General features: G+C 68.9%; 25 protein-coding genes. 13 read left to right on the top strand and 12 right to left on the bottom strand.

Annotated features, from left to right (window positions below; translation table 11 throughout):
* The first annotated feature begins 166 nt into the window (after window positions 1-166).
* Both EQ874_RS00390 and EQ874_RS00395 read left to right on the top strand, forming a co-directional pair.
* Complete coding sequence (locus EQ874_RS00390; RefSeq protein WP_129974898.1) at window positions 167-1,144, top strand: NADPH:quinone oxidoreductase family protein; 978 nt, start codon at window positions 167-169, stop codon at window positions 1,142-1,144.
* Window positions 1,145-1,154: 10 nt separating this feature from the next.
* Window positions 1,155-1,934, top strand: coding sequence for an enoyl-CoA hydratase (locus EQ874_RS00395; protein WP_129974900.1), 780 nt, complete (start codon window positions 1,155-1,157; stop codon window positions 1,932-1,934).
* A gap of 61 nt (window positions 1,935-1,995) precedes the next feature.
* Here EQ874_RS00395 and EQ874_RS00400 read toward each other — a convergent pair whose 3' ends face one another.
* Complete coding sequence (locus EQ874_RS00400) at window positions 1,996-2,571, bottom strand: TetR/AcrR family transcriptional regulator (RefSeq protein WP_129974902.1); 576 nt, start codon at window positions 2,569-2,571, stop codon at window positions 1,996-1,998.
* Window positions 2,572-2,640: 69 nt separating this feature from the next.
* Here EQ874_RS00400 and EQ874_RS00405 point away from each other — a divergent pair, with 69 nt between their 5' ends.
* Window positions 2,641-3,216 (top strand): dihydrofolate reductase family protein, encoded by a 576-nt coding sequence (locus EQ874_RS00405; protein ID WP_129975891.1) that lies wholly within the window; start codon window positions 2,641-2,643, stop codon window positions 3,214-3,216.
* A gap of 12 nt (window positions 3,217-3,228) precedes the next feature.
* On the opposite strand, the gene EQ874_RS00410 is transcribed toward EQ874_RS00405, so the two are convergent.
* The 4 genes from EQ874_RS00410 to EQ874_RS00425 form a co-directional block, all read right to left on the bottom strand.
* Window positions 3,229-3,864 (bottom strand): TetR/AcrR family transcriptional regulator, encoded by a 636-nt coding sequence (locus tag EQ874_RS00410; protein ID WP_016932122.1) that lies wholly within the window; start codon window positions 3,862-3,864, stop codon window positions 3,229-3,231.
* 91 nt (window positions 3,865-3,955) lie between these two features.
* On the bottom strand, window positions 3,956-4,615 hold the full coding sequence (locus tag EQ874_RS00415; RefSeq protein ID WP_172506071.1) for a histidine phosphatase family protein: 660 nt from the start codon (window positions 4,613-4,615) through the stop codon (window positions 3,956-3,958).
* 2 nt (window positions 4,616-4,617) lie between these two features.
* Entirely contained in the window at window positions 4,618-5,544 is a 927-nt protein-coding gene (pheA, locus tag EQ874_RS00420) for a prephenate dehydratase (protein ID WP_016932124.1), read from the bottom strand.
* Window positions 5,545-5,600: 56 nt separating this feature from the next.
* Window positions 5,601-6,287, bottom strand: a complete 687-nt coding sequence (locus EQ874_RS00425; protein ID WP_026002838.1) for a hypothetical protein — start codon at window positions 6,285-6,287, stop codon at window positions 5,601-5,603.
* Window positions 6,288-6,371: 84 nt separating this feature from the next.
* Between EQ874_RS00425 and EQ874_RS00430 the strand changes: the two genes are divergently transcribed.
* From EQ874_RS00430 to EQ874_RS00445, 4 genes are all read left to right on the top strand, one after another.
* Complete coding sequence (locus EQ874_RS00430; RefSeq protein WP_129974904.1) at window positions 6,372-7,139, top strand: DUF2470 domain-containing protein; 768 nt, start codon at window positions 6,372-6,374, stop codon at window positions 7,137-7,139.
* A 131-nt stretch (window positions 7,140-7,270) separates the two neighbouring features.
* Entirely contained in the window at window positions 7,271-8,077 is an 807-nt protein-coding gene (locus EQ874_RS00435) for a CPBP family intramembrane glutamic endopeptidase (RefSeq protein ID WP_016932127.1), read from the top strand.
* 148 nt (window positions 8,078-8,225) lie between these two features.
* Complete coding sequence (locus tag EQ874_RS00440) at window positions 8,226-9,473, top strand: LCP family protein (protein ID WP_232284666.1); 1,248 nt, start codon at window positions 8,226-8,228, stop codon at window positions 9,471-9,473.
* A 132-nt stretch (window positions 9,474-9,605) separates the two neighbouring features.
* On the top strand, window positions 9,606-10,160 hold the full coding sequence (locus EQ874_RS00445) for a ferritin (protein WP_037222109.1): 555 nt from the start codon (window positions 9,606-9,608) through the stop codon (window positions 10,158-10,160).
* A gap of 99 nt (window positions 10,161-10,259) precedes the next feature.
* Here EQ874_RS00445 and EQ874_RS00450 read toward each other — a convergent pair whose 3' ends face one another.
* The 4 genes from EQ874_RS00450 to EQ874_RS00465 form a co-directional block, all read right to left on the bottom strand.
* Window positions 10,260-11,177 carry a DUF5926 family protein gene (locus EQ874_RS00450; protein WP_064065216.1) on the bottom strand — a complete coding sequence of 306 codons (918 nt, stop codon included), beginning with the start codon at window positions 11,175-11,177 and terminating at the stop codon, window positions 10,260-10,262.
* 62 nt (window positions 11,178-11,239) lie between these two features.
* Window positions 11,240-12,013: a glycerophosphodiester phosphodiesterase gene (locus EQ874_RS00455; RefSeq protein WP_016932131.1), complete on the bottom strand. Its 774-nt coding sequence runs from the start codon at window positions 12,011-12,013 to the stop codon at window positions 11,240-11,242.
* A complete protein-coding gene (locus EQ874_RS00460; RefSeq protein ID WP_129974906.1) occupies window positions 12,010-13,065 on the bottom strand; it encodes a DUF4328 domain-containing protein in 1,056 nt (351 codons plus the stop codon). Before EQ874_RS00460 ends, EQ874_RS00455 begins: the two co-directional genes overlap by 4 nt.
* The gene (locus EQ874_RS00465) at window positions 13,065-13,391 is read right to left on the bottom strand and encodes a rhodanese-like domain-containing protein (protein ID WP_016932133.1); all 327 of its coding nucleotides are present in this window, start codon (window positions 13,389-13,391) and stop codon (window positions 13,065-13,067) included. Before EQ874_RS00465 ends, EQ874_RS00460 begins: the two co-directional genes overlap by 1 nt.
* Window positions 13,392-13,649: 258 nt before the next feature.
* Between EQ874_RS00465 and EQ874_RS00470 the strand changes: the two genes are divergently transcribed.
* Window positions 13,650-14,585, top strand: a complete 936-nt coding sequence (locus EQ874_RS00470; protein WP_129974908.1) for an LLM class F420-dependent oxidoreductase — start codon at window positions 13,650-13,652, stop codon at window positions 14,583-14,585.
* 22 nt (window positions 14,586-14,607) lie between these two features.
* Here EQ874_RS00470 and EQ874_RS00475 read toward each other — a convergent pair whose 3' ends face one another.
* The 3 genes from EQ874_RS00475 to EQ874_RS00485 form a co-directional block, all read right to left on the bottom strand.
* Entirely contained in the window at window positions 14,608-15,135 is a 528-nt protein-coding gene (locus EQ874_RS00475) for a hypothetical protein (protein ID WP_064065213.1), read from the bottom strand.
* A gap of 203 nt (window positions 15,136-15,338) precedes the next feature.
* Window positions 15,339-16,007 (bottom strand): peptide-methionine (S)-S-oxide reductase MsrA, encoded by a 669-nt coding sequence (gene msrA, locus EQ874_RS00480; RefSeq protein ID WP_064065212.1) that lies wholly within the window; start codon window positions 16,005-16,007, stop codon window positions 15,339-15,341.
* Window positions 16,008-16,016: 9 nt separating this feature from the next.
* A complete protein-coding gene (locus EQ874_RS00485) occupies window positions 16,017-17,111 on the bottom strand; it encodes an acyltransferase (protein ID WP_129975893.1) in 1,095 nt (364 codons plus the stop codon).
* A gap of 297 nt (window positions 17,112-17,408) precedes the next feature.
* Between EQ874_RS00485 and EQ874_RS00490 the strand changes: the two genes are divergently transcribed.
* The 5 genes from EQ874_RS00490 (at window position 17,409) to EQ874_RS00510 (ending at window position 21,580) form a co-directional block, all read left to right on the top strand.
* The gene (locus tag EQ874_RS00490) at window positions 17,409-18,032 is read left to right on the top strand and encodes a superoxide dismutase (protein WP_026002841.1); all 624 of its coding nucleotides are present in this window, start codon (window positions 17,409-17,411) and stop codon (window positions 18,030-18,032) included.
* Window positions 18,033-18,257: 225 nt separating this feature from the next.
* Complete coding sequence (locus EQ874_RS00495) at window positions 18,258-18,791, top strand: hypothetical protein (RefSeq protein ID WP_016932139.1); 534 nt, start codon at window positions 18,258-18,260, stop codon at window positions 18,789-18,791.
* A gap of 263 nt (window positions 18,792-19,054) precedes the next feature.
* Entirely contained in the window at window positions 19,055-19,753 is a 699-nt protein-coding gene (locus EQ874_RS00500) for a TMEM165/GDT1 family protein (RefSeq protein WP_129974910.1), read from the top strand.
* A gap of 79 nt (window positions 19,754-19,832) precedes the next feature.
* Window positions 19,833-20,336, top strand: coding sequence for a MarR family transcriptional regulator (locus tag EQ874_RS00505; protein ID WP_207213453.1), 504 nt, complete (start codon window positions 19,833-19,835; stop codon window positions 20,334-20,336).
* Complete coding sequence (locus EQ874_RS00510; protein WP_165369169.1) at window positions 20,333-21,580, top strand: MFS transporter; 1,248 nt, start codon at window positions 20,333-20,335, stop codon at window positions 21,578-21,580. Before EQ874_RS00505 ends, EQ874_RS00510 begins: the two co-directional genes overlap by 4 nt.
* Window positions 21,581-21,621 lie beyond the last annotated feature (41 nt).

The following is a 21,621-nucleotide window of genomic DNA, read 5'->3' on the forward strand; positions in this document are numbered from 1 at the left end:
CCTTTCGAAAGTGCAACGTGCGGGCCGGAGACGTTCCCAGCGGCGTACTTATCGATCGCTAAAAGCTCTACCACGGACTTAACGCTCGGTCAATGATCTCTGAGAGCTAGCGCACGCTAAGCACTTCTGATAGTGATGGATCACGACTCGAGTCGAGGAGACGCCCGTGCGCGCAGCGCAATTGATCGAACACGCCGGCCCCGACGCCGTCCGCGTGACCGACATCCCCGAACCCGAGGCGGGCGATTCGCTCGTCCTCGTCGACCTGCACGCCGCCGGTGTGTCCTTCCCCGATCTGCTGCAGACGGCCGGCAGCTACCAGATGGTCCGGCCGCTGCCGTGCGTGCTCGGTGCCGAAGCTGCGGGCATCGTCCGCAGCGCCCCGGAAGGCAGCGGCCTCGTCGCCGGGCAGCGCGTCGCCGTACTGTCCCTCACCGGATCGTGGCAGCAGACCGTCGCACTGCCGCGCGAACTGGTGTTCCCCCTGCCCGACAGCGTCTCGCTCACCGCCGCTGCCGGGATGCTCATGAACTACTTCACGGCGCACTTCGCGCTCGACGAGCGCGCCCGGCACCGGGCCGGCGAGACCGTCCTCGTCCACGGTGCGGCCGGTGGTCTCGGGGTGGCGTCGCTGCAGGTCGCGGCGGCACTCGGACTCGAGACGATCGCGGTGGTGAGCACCGAGGAGAAGGCCGCGGTGGCGAAGGCCAACCGCGCGACCCACACCGTCCTCGCCGAGGATTTCAAGGACCGCGTCCTCGAACTGACCGGTGGGCGCGGAGCGGACATCGTGCTCGATCCCGTCGGCGGCGACCGGTTCACCGACAGCCTGCGCAGCCTCGCGCCGGGTGGGCGTGCCGTCGTTCTCGGTTTCACCGCCGGCAGCATCCCCACCGTGAAGGTCAATCGCCTTCTGCTCGCGAATATTTCGGTCGTCGGCGCCGGGTGGGGTGAGTACCTCCGCACCGCCCCCGACCATCCGGCGCGGCAGTGGGCCGCGCTCGAACCGTTGCTGCGCGACGGGACGCTCGTCGTCCCCGAACCCACGCTCCACCCACTCGCCGAGGCACCCGCCGCGCTGCGCTCGCTCGAGAACCGTTCCGCGACCGGCAAGGTCGCGCTCGACCTGACGTCCCGACCCTAGGAGCACAGCCATGACCGACGACCTGCCCGGTGTCGACACCACCGTCGACGACGGCGTCCTGCGCGTCACCCTGAACCGGCCCGCGCGGATGAACGCGGTGAAGACCGAGACACTCGACGCAATCGCCGAGGTCTTCGAGAAGTACGCCGGCGACCCGTCCGTCCGTGTCGCGGTGCTCACCGGTGCGGATCGCGCGTTCTGCTCGGGCGCCGACATCGCCGGCCGCGATCTGAACGCTCCCCCCAGCGCCGAGACGATCGACGCCGCCAACCGGGTCACCGCCGCGATCCGCGCGTTCCCGCGTCCCGTCGTCGGTGCCGTCAACGGGGCAGCAGCCGGCGTCGGTGTATCCCTGGCTCTCGCATGCGATCTCACCGTGTCGAAGGAGTCGGGCTACTTCCTGCTCGCGTTCACGAAGATCGGGTTGATGCCCGACGGCGGTGCGTCCGCGCTCGTCGCCGCGTCGATCGGTCGCGCGCGGGCATTGAGGATGGCCCTGCTGGCCGAGCGACTCCCGGCCCGGGAGGCCCTGGCTTCCGGGCTCATCGCGGACGTCTACGCGGACGACGAATTCGACGGTGCCGTGGAGGCTCTCGTGCAGCGGCTCGCCGACGGTTCGTCGGCCGCCTTCGCATCGACGAAGAACGCGATCAACGACGCGACGCTCACCGAACTCGACAATGCCTTCGCCCGCGAGCGCGAAGGGCAGCTCGTCCTGCTCGCCAGCGCCGACTTCACCGAGGGCGTGACGGCCTTCCAGGAGAAGCGCACCGCGAACTTCCGTCGCTGAGCCGTCGACGATTTCGGTGGATCCGGCCTCGCCGAGCGGGGTCGGATCCACCGAAATCGTTTCAGGCGTCGGGGATCACGCGTTCGACGGCCGCCCGCACCAACTCGGCGACACGGTCCTCGTCGACGATCCCGGGAAGAGTGAGCCGGTCGAGCACGAGCCAGTTCAACGCGAGATAGAGCAGCACGACGGCGTCCTCACCGCCGGGCAGACCGGAGTGCCGGTAGTTGGCGATGTTGAAATCCAGGTCGGCGCGCACCCGCTCGGTGAGCAGGGTCTGCAGTTCGGGACGCCGGGTCGCTTCGAGGCGTAGTTCGAGGAGCGCGAGATAGCCGGCGCGGAACCGGATGAGCCGGTCGACCACCTCCGTCATCAGCTCGACCATGGATTCGCGGGTCTGCGGCGACTGCGACTGCGCCATGACCTCGTCGGCGGGCAGGAGCCGCTCGTAGTAGCGATGCCCCACCTGGACGAGCAGCTCGTCACGGTTGGCGAAGTAGTTCGAGGCGGTCCCGACCGGTACCCCGGCCTCCTTGTCGACGGCCCGAAAGGTCAGACCGCGAGCACCGTCGCGTGCGAGCACCTCGATCGAGGCATCCAGCAAGACCTTTCGTCGTTCCGGATTCGTCCTGACCACTTGACACCACTCCATCTGTAGTACTACCTTCGAACCACTTCAGTCATAGTACTACGAATGGTGGTCAAGATGCGAAAGCTCGTCTATTACGTGGCAGTGACCCTCGACGGGTACATCGCAGGCCCGAACGGGGAGTACGACTTCTACCCGATCTGCGACGACATGGCGGCGGCGATGAGCGCGAGATATCCGGAAGCCGTTCCCACCGCGCTCCGCGAACAGGTCGGCATGCCGGTCGACGCGCCGAACAATGAATGGGACACGGTGATCATGGGGCGCGGCGCCTACGAACCCGGCCTCTCGCTGGGACTCACGAGCCCGTACAGCCACATGCAGCAGTACGTCGTGTCCCGAACTCTCGCGCCGGTAGACGATCCGCAGGTTCGGATCGTCGACACCGACCCGGTCGAGCTGGTCCGAAAGCTGAAGGCAGAAGAGGGGCTCGACATCTGGCTCTGCGGTGGCGGCAACATCGCAGGGCAACTGGTCGACGAGATCGACCGGCTGATCTTCAAGAGCTATCCGGTGATCGCGGGCGACGGCATCCCGGCGCTGTCGGGCAACTTCGTCCCCACGCGCTTCGAGGTCACCGCCCGCGAGGAGTTCAGCAACGGCACACAGGTCACCTGGTTCGACCGCCGCTGAATCCGGATCGTCTCAGGCGCCGACGGTCTTGAGCGCGATACCCACGTACTTCTGTGCGACGGCCTCGGGACCGAGCGTGCCCTCCGCGTGGTACCAGCGCGGGATCGACTGGCACATGCCGAGCAGGGCGCGCGTCGTCTCGGCGGGATCGTCCACGTCGAACACATCCGCGGCGACGCCCTCCTCGACGATCTGGCGCACCAGCTGCTCGACACCCTTGCGCACCGCGCGGTAGCGCTGGCGGTTCTCGGGACTCAGATAGCGGGCCTCGCCCTCGAGCGCGGCGAGCCGAGCCCGCATCGTCATGCGCAGCACGATCGCCTCGATGACGTTGGACAGCCTGCGCACCGGGTCGCCCTCGGCGTCCTCGGCCGCGGCGTGCGCCCGGGAGAGCACATCGCTCGTGGACAACTCCAGAAGGGCGATGAGCAGCCCTTCCTTGTTCTCGTGATGGTAGTAGAGAGCCGGAACGGTGACGCCGACGCGACGCGCGATCTCCCGCACCGACGTGCCGTGGAAGCCGGTCTCGTAGAACGCGTCGAGGGCGGCGGTGAGGATGGGGCTGAGCTGCATCGGTTCGAGGATGCGCCAGTCCGGGATCGCCTCACCGTTGGTGAGGGTGTCGGCCCCGTCGCTCGAAGCACCCATGAACTGCCCCTACCTACCGATCGCTACTTCACACGGACGCCCCGAGGATACCCGTATGTTTTGCGCCCGAACGATCGGAGAGTGGGCGGTATCACCCCATCGGATCGTCGACACCGCCGCGCGCGGTGTCGTGGAAGGGCGCGAGGAAGGAGCCCCAGCGCACGCATTCCCACCCGCCGGACACAGGCGCCAGCTCGACCGTCTCGGTGTTGGCCAGGTGATTCGTGATGGCGAAACCCGCCGGCACCTTCCCCAGATAGGCCGCCACGAGCCGGATGGCGGCACCGTGGCTGACGACCACGACGTCGCCCGAGCCGGCGTCGAGATAATCGCTGCGCAGCGAGTCGAGGACGGGCAGATACCGGTCGAGCACGTCGAGCGCCGATTCGCCACCCGGGACCCGTGCCCGCAGGTCGCCGTTGTGCCACTCCTCGTAGACCTTCATGAACAGCTTGTGCGACTCCTCGTCGCTGCGGTCCTCGAGCTCGCCGACCTGCACCTCGTGCACGCCCTCGCGGACGCTCGTCTCCAGCGACACCGCCGCTCCCGCATGGTCGGCCGTCTGCCGGGCCCGCAGTGCCTGCGACGCGACGAGCAGCGACGGCGTCCGCTCGACGAGGTTCTTCCCGAGCGTGCGGGCCTGTTCGACGCCGAGCTCGGTGAGCTCCGCTCCGGGAAGCTTGGTATCGAGCCTCCGGGCGACGTTCGCCACCGTCTGGCCGTGCCGGGCCAGGATCAATCTGCCGCTCACCGTCAGTCCTCTCCGCGCCGCAGCCGGTCGAGCCACCGCGCATCCTCGTCGTCCGACACGGGCGGGACACCGTGTTCGGATACCGCGGGCCACGATCCGAGGAACCGCACCTGCGCGAAGCGGTGCAGTCCCTGCAACGCCTCGGCGACCAGGGCGTCGTCGATGTGGCCCACACAGTCCAAGTGGAAGAAGTAGGTGCCGTATTCCCTGCGGGTCGGCCGGGATTCGATGCGGGACAGATCGATTCCGCGCGTGGCGAACTCGGTGATCGCGCGCACCAGCGAACCCGGCTCGTTGGGCAGCTGCAGCACGACCGAGGTGCGGTCGACACCGGTGCGTTTCGGCACCGGCCGCGGCCGGGTGACGAGCACGAAGCGGGTGCGGGCGCCCTCGAAGTCGGCGACCTTGTCGGCGAGAACCGACAGGCCGAGCCGCTGCCCGGCGAGTGCGGTGGACACGGCCGCGTCGACCTTGCCGGACGCGACGTCCTCGGCCGCTCCCGCATTCGAGGCGGCGGTCACGACCTCGGCGGCGGGCAGATGGTCCTCGATCCAGCGACGCACCTGCGCCGCGGCCACCGGATAGGCGCCGATCGTGCGGACCCGATCGCGCGTGATCCCGTCGCGGGTGACCACCGTGAACGCGATGTCGAGTTCGGCCTCGGCAACGATCTGCAGGCGCGGCCCGAGCGCCAGGGCGTCCATGGTGGGCGGCACCGAGCCCTCCACCGAGCTCTCGATGGGAACGACGGCACCGTCGACCTGCCGGTCGCGCAGGAGTTGCAGAGCGGCCGGTGGGCTGGCCGCGGCGACGCGTTCGACGTCCGCGGACTCGTCGCCGAGCACGTCGAGTGCACCGAGGCTCTCGAAACGGTCGAGGGCCATCTCGGTGAACGTTCCCGACGGTCCGAAATAAGCGATACGTGGCACGAGTACGAGGTTACGCACCGTCCGTGACCGGGAGGTGGAGTCCGCGTGAACCCGGATCAGCCCACGCCGAGATCGAGCGCTTCGAGATCCCGGACGACGCCGTCGGTCTCGTCGACCTCCACGACCAGGAGGATCTCCCGCACCGCGGCGGCCGCCTCGGGGACGAGCCGCCGGAGCCGGGCCACGTCGGGAGTCGCGAGGGCGGCCCGGACATCGAAACCGCTCAGCGCCGCGACGGTGGCGGCGAGCAGGGCGACCACGTCGTCGGTGCCGGTCGCGCGGGCGGCGTAGCCCGTGTCGGTGTGGGCGAGGACGGCGAGGAAATCGGCGACGGCCTCGGCCCCGCGACCTGCGGTCAGGCCCGGGATGTGGCCGGCCTCGGTGAGCGCGCGGGCAGCGTCGGCGAGCGCGGCGTCGGACACGTGCGGGTACACCACCAGGGGTGCGGGCGCGGTGATCGCGAGAACGTCCTCGAGATCCTCGGCCGAACACTCGACCTGATAGCGGATCGGGCGCCACCCGGCGGGCGAGGGAAGTTCGGTCGAGGCATCGAGTTCGACGACGAGCTCGCGGGTCGGCGATCCGGTGACGGCGGCAGCCGGGACGATCGGCGGGGCGAGCATGCGGCCGGTCGCGGCGAGAGCGCCGGTGAGGGTGTCGTGCCGGCGGGTGAGCAACGCGTCGAGCAATCCCCGCGATTCGTCGCGGGACGGCGGCATTCCGAGGGGAAGAGGGATCGGCACCGGTCCAGGCTACCGACGGAGCACTTGCGACCGCGGTCACAATGACTTAGGTTTGCCTCACCTACATGAAGAAGGAGGGTCGGCATGCAGACCACCACATCCGTCGTTCCCGCGCCCACCACGGCCGAACGCGTACGCACCGCCCTCATCCGGGCCGACACGACCCAGCTCGCGATCGACGGATGCGCCCCGCTGCCCACCTTCGTCCACCATCTCCTCGACGGCGGGCAGGTGGCCGTCGCCGTCGCCGAGGACAGCCTCCCCGTCGCACTCGCCTGGCAGGCCGGGAACGCCGGAATCCCCGCGATGCTCGAACTCACCGACCACTCGCCGATCGCACTGCGCAACCCGGTGCGGTCGCTCATCTGGCTCAGCGGCACCCTGCGTCCGGTCGAACATCCCCGCCGGCTCGCCGCCGAGATCGCCGAGATCCTCCCGCATCCCGAACTCCTCGACGTCGGACACCGCTCCGAACTGCTGTGCCTGAGCCTCGACTCCATCGTCGCCGCCGACACCACCGGCGCCGAAGCCGTCGACGTCACCGACGTCCTCGACGCTGCTCCCGACCCCTTCGCAGCGCTCGAGACCGGCTGGCTCCAACATCTCGAACAGGACCACGCCGACATCGTGCGGCAGATCGCGCGACGGATTCCGCCCGCGCATCGCGGCGGACGGATCCGCCCACTCGGCCTCGATCGTTACGGCCTGCGCCTGCGTGTCGAGTCCGAAGGCGACGACCACGACGTGCGCATCCCTTTCCACGAGCCGGTCGACGACCCCGCGGCCCTGAGCCGCGCACTGCGCCTGCTGGTCGGCTGCCCCTTCCGCAACGGGCTGCCGCCGCGGGCCTGAGTATTCCGCCACGATGCAGACCCGAAGACCCGGCCGGTCGGCGGCTGATTCGGAGAGGTCGTACCGATCATCAGCAGGATGGCGCGCACGACCCACTCGCCTACCGCGCACCGTCCGGCACAATCGCTCCGGTGACGACCCTCCGCGACTGGCTGCGGCCCGCCGCCCGCAACCCCGAGCCGCCCCTCGACCCTGCCGAGCGCCGCGCGCTGTGGATCGAGATCACCATCGTCCTGCTCGTCACCTTCGGCCTGAGCGGAATCTCGTCGATCCTGTCGCTGGCCGAGGCGGCGCTGGCACCGGAACCACTGTCGGATCAGACGGTGGCCCTGAACACGCCACGCTCGTCGCAGGGATTCATCGATCTCGCCCGGCAGCTTCTCGGCATCGTGCGGTTGCTCGCCTGGGGCGCTCTCGGTCTGTACCTGTTGTGGCGCAGCGGCGTCGGTCCGAGACTCGCAGGTCTCGCCCGGCCCGGCCTGCGGCGCGATCTGCTGCCCGGCGTGGGTCTGGCCGCGCTGATCGGACTCCCCGGCCTCGTGTTGTACCTGGTGGCGCGCGCGGCCGGCCTGAACCTGACGGTCGCGCCGAGCCTGCTCGAGGACTACTGGTGGCGGCTGCCCACCGAGGTGCTGTGGGCGATCGCCAATTCCGGTGCGGAGGAGATCCTGGTCGTCGCCTATCTCCTCACCCGTCTGCGGCAGCTCGGCTGGTCGGAGAACTCGTCGCTGCTCGCCTCCGCGCTGCTCCGCGGCAGTTATCACCTCTACCAGGGCATCGGCGGCGGGTTCGGCAACGTGGTCATGGGCCTGGTGTTCGGGCGGTACTGGCAGCGAACCGGCCGGTTGTGGCCGCTCGTGATCGCCCACGCTCTCATCGACACCGTCGCCTTCGTCGGCTACCAAGCACTGAGGGGCCACGTCTCCTGGCTGCCCTGACCGTAGAGTTGTCCGGGTGAACGGCGACCCTCGCGACCCCCGGAACCGGCCGCGACCTCCGCAGGGCCCTCCTCCCGGCCGGTCCGTACCTCGCGGTGGCGTGCCGCCCCATCGTTCCGGTGGTGTGCCGCCGCGCCGCCCCGACGCCGTGCCCCCGTCTCCCGAAGGCACCCAGGTTCTCCGGCGCGACGGCCGGCCACAGTCACCGCAGGCGTGGTCGCAGGCGCCGGCACCGAACTACCGGCCCGCTCGGACTCCCCGGCAGGACCGGCAGCAACCGCCGCCACAGCAGCAACGCCGCGAGTGGGCTCCGACGCAACGACCCGAACGGTTCGCCGAATCTGCCCCGCGCCGGCGACCGTCACGTGGGAACACACCCCCGCCCGCTCCCCCTCGACGTCCCGCGGCCCCGCCGTCGCGACCTGCACCGAGACGTCCGCTCGGTGCCCGGCGCATCCTGCGGCGACTGGCGATCGTCGCGGTCGTGCTCGTCGTCGCCATGGGCGCGAGCATGATCTACCTCGACGGCAAGCTCGCGCGCGTCGACGCGCTGGCCGACTACGACGGTCGCGTCGGCGACACTCCCGGCACGAACTGGCTGCTCGTCGGTTCCGACAGCCGGGTGGGCCTCACCCCCGAGCAGGAACAGGAACTCGCGACCGGCGGGGAGGTCGGGGCCGACCGCACCGACACCGTCCTGCTCGTCCACATCCCGCCCGGTGGGGGCGCGACGACGATGGTTTCCCTGCCCCGCGACTCCTACGTGAGCGTGCCGGGCTTCGGTCAGGACAAACTCAACGCATCCTTCGCGCTGGGCGGGCCGCAACTACTCGTGCAGACGGTGGAGGGCGCGACCGGTGTGCACATCGACCACTACGCCGAGATCGGCTTCGGTGGGTTCGCGTCGATCGTCGATGCGGTCGGCGGGGTCGACCTCTGCGTGCCCTACCCGATCGACGATCCCCTCGCCGGGCTCAGGCTCGAAGCAGGATGCCAGGAGCTGACCGGACCGCAGGCACTCGGCTTCGTCCGCACGCGCGCGACCCCGCTCGCCGATCTGGACCGGATGAACAACCAGCGTCTGTTCCTCTCGGCGCTGCTGAGCAAGGCGACGAGCCCCGGCACCTTCCTGAACCCCTTCCGGGCGTGGTCGCTGATGTCCGGTGCGGCCGGGTCGATGCGGGTCGACGACGGCGACCACTTGTGGAACCTCGCACGACTGGCGTGGGCGATGCGCGGCGAGACGGTCACCACCACCGTTCCGGTGGGCGGATTCGACGACGTCTACGGCATCGGCAACGTCCTGCTGTGGGACCGCGAGCGTGCCGTACCGTTCTTCGGAGCGATCTCGGAGGGCGATCCGATCCCGCCGGACCTTCTCGCCCCGGCCCCTTGACACGGCCCCGAGAAGAGATCTCGATCTTGGGTAAGGCTGTCCGAATTTCCCGTAGGGTAGCCGACACTGCGAAGCGCAAGGGTAGCCAATGCTTGGATGAAAAGGTCGTTGACCTGCATTAACGTCGTGATCATGACAACGATGGGCGAGATGACCAAGACCAAGTTCCACACGCTGCTGCACGACCAGATCCGCCACGAGTTCACGGCGTCGCATCAGTACATCGCCGTCGCGGTCTTCTACGACAACGCCGATCTCCCGCAGCTGGCGAAGCACTTCTACGCGCAGGCCGTCGAGGAACGCAACCACGCCATGATGATCGTCCAGTACTTCCTGGACCGCGACATGGCCGTCGACCTCACGGGAGTCGACGCGGTGCAGTCGATGTTCGAGGATGCCCGCGAGCCGATCGCATTGGCCCTCACCCAGGAGAAGAAGGTCACCGATCAGATCGTCGAGCTCGCCCGCACCGCGCGCGACGAGGGCGACTATCTCGGCGAGCAGTTCATGCAGTGGTTCCTGCAGGAACAGGTCGAGGAGGTCGCGACGATGACGACCCTGCTGACCGTGGCCGATCGTGCCGGCGAGAACCTCTTCAACCTCGAGGACTTCGTGGCCCGCGAGCTGAACTCGAAGCCGAACGAACCGCGCGACAACGCCCCGCTCGCCGCCGGCGGCGCCATCTGACCGTTTCTCCATCCGGGGACAGCCCACCCGGAACGACGAAGGCCACCTCCCGCGGGAGGTGGCCTTCGTGCTCTCGCCGGAAGATCGGCGCAGGGATGGTCAGCGCAGGGTGACCTGACGGCTGCGCAGACCGTCGCGCGACCGTCGCTCGGCGGCGGTGAGCGGGTCGTCCACGGCCAGGGCCTCGTCGAGACGCCGGCCGAACTCGATGGTCGGGGCGACCCACTCGTCCGGGTGCTTGTCGCGGTCGAGATCGAACACCGGCACCAGCAGGCCGTGGGTGCGGAACGAACCGGCGAACCGCGATCCCTCACCGAGGTGCAGGCCACCCGCCGCATGCACGCGCGACAACGCGGCCATCAGCGCGTCCTCGTCCTCGGGTCGCACCCACCGCAGGTGCGCCTTCTCGCCCGGATCGACCCACCACGCGCCGCGGAGGCCGTCGCCTTCGAGCCGCGCCGACGGCAGCACGGCCTCGTTCGCGTGCTTGACGGTGTGGGCGATCTCGGCGCTCGGTTCGACCCCCGCCGGGATCCACCAGTCGAAGTCGTTGTGGACGGTGATCGCCGGCACGACCGCCGGGTCGATCAGGTCCGCCAGCGGCGGGGTGTCGTCGTCGACGTTCGCGACCTGCAGCGACGATCCCGGCTCGGCCGTGTGCGCCCAGTGCAGGGCCGCGGCCAGTTCGCCCGCCGGATCGGGGCCGAAGCCGGCGGCGAGCTGCAGGCCGACGTACGCGACCGGCGCACCGTTCTCCTCGCGGACCAGTGCCGCAACCCCGCCGGGAAGGATGGTCGCACCCACCACGCGGCGGCCGTCCTCGGCCGCGGGCAGCTCCACGAGGGCCGACGGCACGAACTCGCGCAGCGCCACGAGATCGCATTCGAAGGCGAGTCCTTCGAAGGGCCGGGACGTCGCGGCGGCCGCCGCTTCCCGCTCGAGCCGGCGCTGCTCGAGCTTCGCGGCGCGATTGCTGCCGGGCTTGGGTCCGCTGTTTCTCTTGCTCTTCTTGGCCACGGCGTCAACCTACACGGCGACCCGGATCGCGATGCCGAGGTCGCGGGACGAGGTGGGGGTGCTCATCGGTCGAACGCGGCGTCGAGTTGCAGCTTGGTGCGGCCCGGGTGGTTCGTGGCGACCCATCCCACGCCCAGTTCACGGCACAACTCGACGTCGGCGGGGTCGTCGACGGTCCAGCAGTAGGTTGCCCGGCCGGACAGGGCCGCCCGGTCGACGAGGTCGCGGTGCTCACGCAATGTCGCGATGGAAGGTCCCACGGCGGTCGCGCCGACGGTGGTGGCGGCGCTCCCCCGCAGGTAGCGCGACGTCTCTCCCAGCAGCACGGTGGGCAGCAGCGGCGCGGCGCGGCGGATGCGCCAGACGGCACCGGCCGCGAACGACATCACCACCACCCGGGAGAAGTCGGCGGAGGCCGGAGTCGCGAGACCGAATCGTGCGAGCTCGGCGAGCAGTGTGTTCTCGACGAGGCCGCCGTAGCGGACGGGATGCTTGGTCTCGACGAAGACCTTCACCGGGACGCTCGTGAAGTCCATGACGAGTTCGAGCAGTTGCCGCAGGGTGAGCAGGCCGGCAGGTTCGCCGGGCCGTCCGTAATCGAACTGTGCCAGTTCGTCGAGTGTCATCTCGCTGACGACACCGGTGCCGTTCGACGTCCGGTCGATCGTGCGGTCGTGCACACACACCAGGTGGCCGTCGCGGGTGAGCCGCACGTCGCATTCGACGCCGTCGGCGCCTTCCTTCAACGCGAGTTCGTACGCCCCGATCGTGTGTTCCGGGAGCGCGGCCGACGCACCGCGATGCGCGACGACCCGTGGGTGCGCACTGCGGGTCACGGCGCCACCGCCTCGGCGCGCTCCTCGTCCTCGACTCGTTCCGCGGGTCCGGCGTGCTCTTCCCGAGCGTCGGCCTCGACCTGCTCCCGCTCGCGGGCGACGGCGGCGGGGACGATCGGTGCGATCGGCGATGCGGCCGGGCCGGTCGCCTGGGTGAACCGGCGACGGCGCAACGGCCGTCCCCACAGGTCGGCGTCGTCGAACAGGCGCAGCACGTGCAGGGTCGCGAGCGCGACGACCGCCCCGAGCACCGCGAGAACTGCGGTGAACAGAACACCGTCGGCGCGGGCCTGCAGCGTGTCGCGCTGACGCCACGCGAGGAGCGCCACGACGAGCACAGCGTCGACCACCCACAGCACCCACCAGGTGCGGATCGCGCGGAGCAACCGGGGGTCGCGGTCGGCGATCTCGGTCAGGAAGACACCGGGCATCGCCAGGTTGAGGCCCGGAACGACGAGCCCCGCCAGGATGGACAGCGGCGAACGCGAGTCGGCGAGACCTCGCTCGGCGTAGACACGCCGGCGCAGGTCGATGAGGCGGAGTCCGGACGCGACCGCCGCGGCCAGTGCCACGACCGGACCGACGACCTGGGTCGCCCACACCGCGGCATCCGACACCGCGAGCACGAGTGGGTCGACGAGCCGGGTGCGGTTGAACAACAACAACCCGTACCGGACGGCTTCTGCGACCGCCGCGAGACCGAAGACGACGGCGGTGCCGACGAGCAGCGTGGGTGCGAGGTCGGCGGCGATGTCGGCGCGGCCGGGTTCGTCGTGGTCGTCGGCCGGGAGCGGATCGAGCAGTCCCCAGCGCGGCATCTCGCGGTAGGACGGTGTCCCGGACTCCGGGCGGGGCTGCGACGTCTGTCCGGTGGTCGGAAGACCACCCGCGGGGCGCGCGACCCAGCGGAAGTTGCGGCGCGAGGGAGGAACCGATCCGTCGGGGGCGACGGGCGAGAGCAGCACACCGCGGCAGGCCGGGCACCACTGCCGCGGCTGATAGGTCACGGGCCAGCGATTCTCACAGCGCACACAGATCTGATAGGCCGACATCAATAGATCTTCGCCGGTTCGTCGCGCTCGGAGACGAGCGGAAGTCCGTGCTTCTGCCACGCCACCATGCCGCCCGCCACCTGGAAGGTGTCGTACCCGAGGCGGGCCAGGTATTCGACCGCTCCGAGGGAGCGGCCGCCCTGCCTGCAGATCACGTAGATCTCGGCGTCGGGGTCGAGTTCCTCGATGCGGGCGGGCACGTCGGCGAGCGGAACGTGCAGCGCGCCGGGGGCGTGTCCGAGTTCCCATTCGTCGTCCTCGCGGACGTCGAGGAGGACGACCTCATCGCCCGGTTCGGGCACCAGGTCGACCGACACGGTGGGCACGTCGGAAAAGCTCACGTCTCAATAGTGGCACGCGCCGTGAGCCGATGTGGGCGTGGTCGTACCGATCCGGTTCTGCGGGTGGGACCTGAGGGCCCGCCCCGTGCTCCCCACCAACCCCATCCGCTGGAGTTATCCACAGTTTCCACAGGTTCATCAACAGGTCTATCCATGCATGGACAATCACTCTCGAGACATCTCACAGCGGACGGCCGACGCACCGGTACACCGCGTCGCGTCCGACGCTGGAATGATCGGTTCATGGAATTGCGTATCTTCACCGAACCCCAGCAGGGCGCCACCTACGACGATCTCCTCGCCGTCGCGCAGACCGCGGAACGACTCGGTTACGGCGCGTTCTTCCGCTCCGACCACTACCTCGCCATGAACGTCGAGGGGCTGCCCGGGCCCACGGACGCGTGGATCACCCTGGCCGGTCTCGCCCGCGACACGTCGACGATCCGCCTCGGCACGCTCGTCACCTCGGCGACCTTCCGGCATCCCGGTCCGCTCGCGATCTCCGTCGCGCAGGTCGACGCCATGAGCGGCGGACGCGTGGACTTCGGCTTCGGAGCCGGCTGGTTCGAGGAGGAGCATCTCGCCTACGGCATCCCCTTCCCCGATCTGAAGACGCGGTTCGACCGCCTCGAAGAGTCCCTCGCCGTCATCACCGGCCTGTGGGACACGCCGGTGGGCGAGACCTTCTCGTACGAGGGCGAGCACGTGCGGATCGAGCAGTCCCCCGCGCTGCCCAAGCCGCATCAGCGTCCCCACCCGCCGATCGTCATGGGTGGGGCGGGCAAGAAGCGCACGCCGGCACTCGCGGCACGCTACGCCGACGAGTTCAACGTGCCGTTCGCATCGCTGGACGAGACGAAGACCTTGTTCGAGCGCGTGCGCTCTGCCTGCCGGGAAGCCGGACGCGACCCCGAGGAACTGATCTACTCGAACGCACTCGTGCTGTGCTGCGGCCGGGACGAGGACGAGATCGCCCGTCGTGCGGCACGCATCGGCCGAGAGGTCGACGAGTTGCGGGAGAACGGGCTCGCGGGCACACCGCAGGAGTTGATCGACACGATCCGCACCTTCGCCGAAGCCGGGACGCAGCGCATCTACCTACAGGTCCTCGACCTCGCCGATCTCGAGCACCTCGAACTGGTGGCGAGCGAGGTCATGCCTGCGGTCGCGGACCTGTAGCGAGGCCGGTGACTCCGGCTGCTCAGTGGCTGCTGGTGGAGCCGAGGAACGCTTCGATGTCCCGGCTCCACTCGCGGCTGCGGCGCACCTCGAGCCGCCAGTGCGCGAGCGCGAACAGTCCGGCCACGGCGACGAACGAGAACGTCCACAGCGACACCCCGGACAGCACCGCGGAGAACTTCGCGGCGGAGGTGGTCAGCGGGGGCTGCGTGTATTCCCCGGAACTCGCATCGACCCAGACGGGAACCTCGCTACCCGCGGTCGCCAGGCTGTCGACCTGCACGAGGGCCTGACGCGTCTCGTCGCCCCATCCCCAGGTCGCGGGGGCGGAGGAAATCTTGACGGTCTCACCCCAGCCGGAGGGATCGCCCGAGGCGTCGGCGTCGAGGACTGCCGTCACGGCGACGCGTTCGGCGTTCTGCTTCTCGGAGAGTTCGAGCTGGGAACTCCACATGGTGGCCGACACCCACACCGCGACGGGGATCAGGAGCGCCATCACGGCGACCATCAGGGTGAAGCATCGTGCCTCGAGCCTGTCGGTGCGACGCACGAGCGGATCCCGCCTGCGCAGACTTCGCCGTGTGCGCCGCAGGTACCCCGCTCTGGTCGTCATACCGGCACGCCGTCCCTTCCCCCTCTGGAATGATCCCTTTTCCCAGGATGCGTCTGCTCTCGAGGAAGTTCAAGGAACGCCAGCACATCTCACACTCACGATGTGAGGGGAGATGTGGTGCGCGACACCGTCGGGCACTGTCAGGCGCCGAGACCCACCGGGCAGCTCACTCCGGTGGCATGCACGGGGCAGTACCCGCCGGGGTTCTTCGCGAGGTACTGCTGGTGATAGTCCTCGGCGTAGTAGAACTGCGTCAGCGGTGCGATCTCCGTGGTGATCTCCCCGTAACCGGCGTCCGCGAGGCGTTTGCCGAAGGCTTCGGCAGTGGCCTCGGCGACCTCGATCTGCGTCTCGTCGTAGGTGTAGATCGCCGAACGGTACTGGGTGCCGTGGTCGTTGCCCTGGCGCATGCCCTGGGTGGGATCGTGGTTCTCCCAGAACTGCTGCAGGATGCGGTCGTACCCGATCACCTTGGGATCGAAGACGACGAGCACCACCTCGGTGTGCCCGGTCCGGCCGGAGCACACCTCCTCGTAGGTGGGGTTGGGCGTGTAGCCGCCGGCATATCCGGCCGCGGTCGAATGGACACCGTCGAGCTGCCAGAACTCCTTCTCGGCGCCCCAGAAACAACCCATACCGACGACTGCGGTCTGCATACCTTCGGGGAACGGGGGAACGATGCGATTGCCGTTGACGTAATGGGTCTCGGGGACGGGCAGCGGTTCGGCGCGACCGGGGAGGGCATCCTCGCGCCCCACCATCTGCGACTTCGAACCTGCACGGGCAAGGATCTCGTCGAACCAGGACATGACCCGATGCTACGCGCGTGCCGGAGCGGCGGTCCGTTCGTCGGAGGCGGCCCGCTTCGGCGCCAGCCAGCGGTTCTTGATCCACTGCGCGGCCGGGACCTCGACGGCGCGGTACAGCACTTCGGCGACGAGACCGCAGCCGATCAGGAGGAGCGCGATCGCCGTGGTCGTGCCGACGATGCCCACGGTGTTCTCGTAGATCCGGTACATCACGAGCGTGTGGGTCAGGTAGATGCAGTAGCTGCGGGTCGCGACCCAGGAGACGACGGCCGAGCGCGCGAAGCGGCCGTCGTACCGCGCGACCAGCACGACCGCTGCGAAGACCACCGTCACCGTCCACAGGTAGCGGCTGCCCGACCAGTAGACGTTGATGTCCGTCGCCATCACGATCGTCGCGATCTGCGCGAACAGCGCCGCCAGCAGTGCGCGAAGCGAGATCAGCCCCGCCCAGCCGAAGTACACGATCTGCCCGAGGAACAGGGTCGGCAGGGTCGACGCGATCTTCGACAGGAACGGCACCGTGTACGGCTCGGGCACGTACAGGTTGTAGAGGAGCACGAGCATGCACAGCACGGCACCGAGCATCGGCACCGCCACCGGCGCCGTCCGCAACAGCGACCGTCCCGCCACGCACCACAGATAGAAGGAGATCTGCGCGGCGAGCGTCCACACCACGCCGAGCACGATCACCTGCGGTTTCAGGAAGAACGCGCCGAGGAAGAAGGACAGGAACGCCTCGGAGACGGACACGGTGGTGTGGCCGCTGAAGGTGCCGTTGATGCCCAGCCACACGAGCACGATCGCGGCCAGGATCGACACCCAGAAGGCCGGCAGGAGGCGCGCGGCCCGGGCGATCAGGAACTTCCGCCGGTCCTGACGGATCGCGGACCGGGTGACGAGCATGCCCGTGAGCATCATGAAGGCTGTCACGCCCACGGACGACAGATGCTGATTGAGTCCGGCGCCCTCGACGAGCACCTCGTACGTGAGGTCGATGCCCCACCAGCCCGTACCGAGGTCGTCGATCAGATAGAAGGCGATGTGGGAGTAGAGCACGGCCGCGACCGCGACGAACCGGACGAGGTCGACGCCCGGGAGGTCCACACGCGGTGCGTCGGCCCCGCGTGTCGGTTCGTTCAGGAAGGGCCGAAACACGCGCCAATGTTAAGGTCCCGTTCACGCGGTGGTTGCCGACGGTCCCGTCGTACGACGGTTTCCGCTGGTGGGAGCCGTTGTCCGGAGGCGTCGCCCGTGTCGGGTGCTCTACGCCACAGTCGGGGTCCGGCCGTGTCCGCATTACGGCGAATGTTGCGGACGGTGTAGTTATGGGTTTGGGTGGAAACCCGAAAAGGTACGGAATAACTGCACGGGCCGGACGGCCCGGTGAAGAAGGGACCCTTCGTGGCTGAATACACACTTCCGGACTTGCCCTACGACTACGCAGCGCTCGAGCCGCACATCTCGGCGAAGATCATGGAGCTGCACCACTCGAAGCACCACGCCACCTACGTCGCCGGTGCGAACACCGCCCTCGAGAAGCTGGCCGAGGCCCGCGACAACGGCACTATGGCGGCGCAGGCGACCAAGCTCGAGAAGGACCTCGCCTTCCACCTGGGTGGTCACACCAACCACTCCGTCTTCTGGAACAACCTCTCCCCCGAGGGTGGCGACAAGCCCGAGGGTGAACTCGCGGCCGCGATCGACGACGCCTTCGGTTCGTTCGACAAGTTCCGCGATCACTTCTCCGCGAACGCGAACTCCATCCAGGGCTCCGGCTGGTCGATCCTCGCGTGGGATTCGATCGGGCAGCGTCTGCTCATCGTCCAGCTGTACGACCAGCAGGGCAACATCCCGATCGGCCTGACCCCGCTGCTCATGCTCGACATGTGGGAGCACGCCTTCTACCTGCAGTACCAGAACGTCAAGGCCGACTACGTCAAGGCCTTCTGGAACATCGTCAACTGGGCCGACGTGCAGGCCCGCTTCGAGCGTGCCCGTACCGCCACCTCCGGTCTGATCGTCTAGTTCGGATCGGGCACAGGTCGCGAGACCGACAACGAGGGCGCCGGGACACCGGCGCCCTTCGTCGTGTCCGGCGCCGGATCAGCTACGGGAATCGTCATCCGCCGCAGCGATTGCCGAGGCCGATGACAGAAGGTGTAGCGGAGGTGCTGGCACTCGGCACCTCTTGTGTGCCAACGGAGAAAACGGGCATTCTCCCCTTACCGACCGAGAGGGAGGGTGGGTGGGATGAACGCCGAGGAGCACAGCCGTATCGAGCTGTCCGCATTCCAGTCCGACGGGTCGCTGCGGGGTTTCGTCGTCTCGGGCAGATGGCCCGCGACCACCCGTGAATGGGCCCAGGTGCTGGCGATGACGGTGCGGATCGCGTCGCTGCCGGGACTGCTGCCCACCTCGACCGTGTTCGGGGTGAAGGAGGAACTGCCCGAGAACCCCGAACCCGGGACCGTGGGTCTCGTCGTCGCAGAAGGTCCGGTGCTCGGTGAGCGCGCCGTGCGGCCCGGACGATTCGCCGAACATCAGCCGCCGGCGCTGATCATGTTGCATCCACCCTCGGAGACGACGCCGTCGCTGCCGGAGAACGCCGGTGCAGCCTCGGGATGCGTGCTGCTCCCGGGGATTCCGCATCTCGGCCTCGAGCATCGCGCGGCGTGGGTCGAGGCCGAACCGGACGGCACGGTGACGGCGCTGGTCAGCAAGGTGGGAGTGGATCCGGGCAACGATCCCGACACCGCGATTCTGGCCATGCTGCTCGCTTCGTGAGGCCGCCCTGAAAATGAGAGTTCGGTTCTCCGAAAGTTAGCATTGCCTTTACAGAATTCGGTTTGCCGAGCTAACGTTGTCGTCGGCGAAGGGGAGTAGCCCCCAATCGCAGGGTCGACATACTGGCGGCGCCCGACACGGCGACGCCCGGCCCCGCGGACCGGACCATCTTCCGGTGGGCGAGACCTTCGGCCGCCCGACGCACCGTGCGTCCGGCGTCCGGAGGAAGCCCCGTTTCCTCCCTACGAAAGGAGGAGACACATATGTGGTCCGCACTCGTCCTGTCCTTCGCGGTCGTCTTCATTGCCGAACTCGGCGACAAATCCCAGCTCATGGCGATGACCTTCGCCCTGCGATATCGCTGGTGGGTCGTCCTGTCCGGGATCCTGTTCGCCACCACCGCGGTCCATCTCGTCTCGGTGGCCGTCGGGCACTATCTGGGGGTGGCGATCCCCGCGACCGCCATCGCGATCGTCGGCGGCCTCGCCTTCCTGATCTTCGGTGCGTGGACGCTGCGCGGCGACTCTCTCGACGACGACGAGCAGTCGAAGGCCGGACGCATCGCGCGGTCCGCCTTCCTCGCGGTGACCTCGGCGTTCTTCCTCGCCGAACTCGGCGACAAGACGATGCTCGCCACCATCACCCTCGCGACCGACAACAACTGGGCCGGGGTGTGGATCGGATCGACGGTCGGCATGGTCGCCGCCGACGCGCTGGCCATCATCGCCGGCGCCGTGCTGGGCCGGCACCTGCCCGAGAACGCCATCCGTTTCGGCGCTGCCGCGCTCTTCTTCGGCTTCGGTGCGTGGATGCTCGGCGACGGACTGTTCCCGGAGACCGGCGCCGTGGGACCGATCGCCGGAGCGGTGGCCCTGCTGCTGTCCGTCGGCGTGATCGCGGCGATGCGCCTGCGGGCTCGTCGCGCCGCCGAGGACGAGTCCCCCGCCCTGATGCGGCCCTGATCACCCCCTCCGAACAGTGTTCTTCCTCCCCGAACAGGAGTATGCTTGCCGATAGGCAAATAAATTCGGAGGTGGTTCCATGTCTGATCTCTCAGGCAGCGCCCCTCGATCCGGAACTCCCCCGTTCGACGCGGAAGACGTCCACCGTCTGCGTATCGCGATCGGACGGATCTCCCGCCGCATGGGCATGTTCGCCTCGGAGGAGGGGCTGACGCGCTCGCAGTCGACCCTCCTCACGACCGTCGCCCGCCACGAGACGATCGGAGTCCGCGACCTCGCGGAGATCGAAGGGCTCAACCCCACCATGTGCTCGCGCATGGTGGGCAAACTCGAAGACGACGGGTTGCTCACCCGTTCCCCCGACGCCGGCGACAAGCGTGTCGTCCGCGTCCACATCACACCCGCCGGTGCCGCCCTGTCGGCGGAACTGCGCGACCGCCGCACCGCCCTGTTCGCCCGTCACCTCGCCGAACTGGACGACCGGCACCTCGAAGCTCTGCACGACGCGCTGCCCGCCCTCGAGGCACTCTCGCAGCGCGTCGCCGATTCACCGCGCCCCTCCGCCGAGGGGGGTCGCCCGTGACAGTGCTCGCCGACATCAGAGGACAGACCTTCGCCGCCCTGCGCGGGCCCAACTTCCGCCTCTACATCAGCGGCCAGGCCGTCTCGCTCGTCGGCACGTGGATGCAGACGGTCGCGCAGTCGTGGCTCGTCCTGCAGCTCACCGGCTCCGCGACCGCCATCGGCATCGTGCTCGCGCTGCAGACCGTGCCGATGCTGCTGCTCGGCCCCTACGGCGGCGTGGTTGCCGACCGATCCGACAAACGCCGGCTCATGATCGGGTTGCAGACCCTCATGGGTGTGCAGGCCCTGATCCTGGGGTTGCTCGTCGTCACCGACACCATCGCCCTGTGGCACGTCTACGTCCTGGCGGTCACGCTCGGCCTCAACCAGTGCTTCGAGAACCCCGCCCGACAGTCGTTCATGCTCGAACTGGTCGGTCCGGAGGATCTGCGCAACGCCGTGAGCCTGCAGTCGGTCCTCGCCTCGTGCTCCCGCATGATCGGCCCGGCCGTCGCCGGCCTGGTCATCGCCGCGGGCGGACTCGGCGTGTGCTTCCTGCTCAACGCCGCGAGCTTCGTCGCCGTCGTCACCTCGTTGCTGCGACTCGACGTCTCCCGGCTCCAGCGCTCCCCCGCCGCCGCCCGCGCGAAGGGACAGCTGCGCGAGGGTTTCGCCTACGTCCGCAGCACGTCCGACCTGGCCGTCCCGCTGCTGATGATGGCGCTCGTCGGATGTCTGGCCTTCGAGTTCCAGGTGGTTCTGCCGGTCCTGGCCGACCACACCTTCGCTGCCGGTGCCGGGGCCTACGGCTTCCTCACCGCCGCAATGGGCGCCGGGTCCGTCGTGGGCGGGCTTGTCGTCGCCACCTGGGGCCGGACCGGAACCCGGGCACTCATCGTCACCTCACTCGCGTTCGGCATCGCCCTGGCGGTCGCCGCGGCGGCCCCGAACCTCACCACGCTCATCGTGGTCATGGTGATCGTGGGTGCCCTGAGCGTGACCTTCACATCCACCACCAACAGTTCGCTGCAGCTCGCCGCCGCTCCGACGATGCGCGGCCGGGTGATGGCCCTGTGGTCGGTCGCCTTCCTCGGCTCGACGGCCATCGGTGGTCCCATCGCCGGATGGGTCAGCGAGCAATGGGGCGGCCGGGCCGGACTGGTACTCGGCGCCGTCGCCTGTCTGGTGGCCGCAGCGATGGGTATCGTCGCGCTGCGCCGCAGGGCCTCCACCCCCGCGGAGGTCACGACGGTCACCGGCTAGGGTTCGTGACGAAGGACACTGACGAGCCCTACAGCTCGAGA

This window comes from Rhodococcus sp. Q1, from assembly GCF_004153645.1.
Classification (GTDB): Bacteria; Actinomycetota; Actinomycetes; order Mycobacteriales; family Mycobacteriaceae; genus Rhodococcus; species Rhodococcus gordoniae.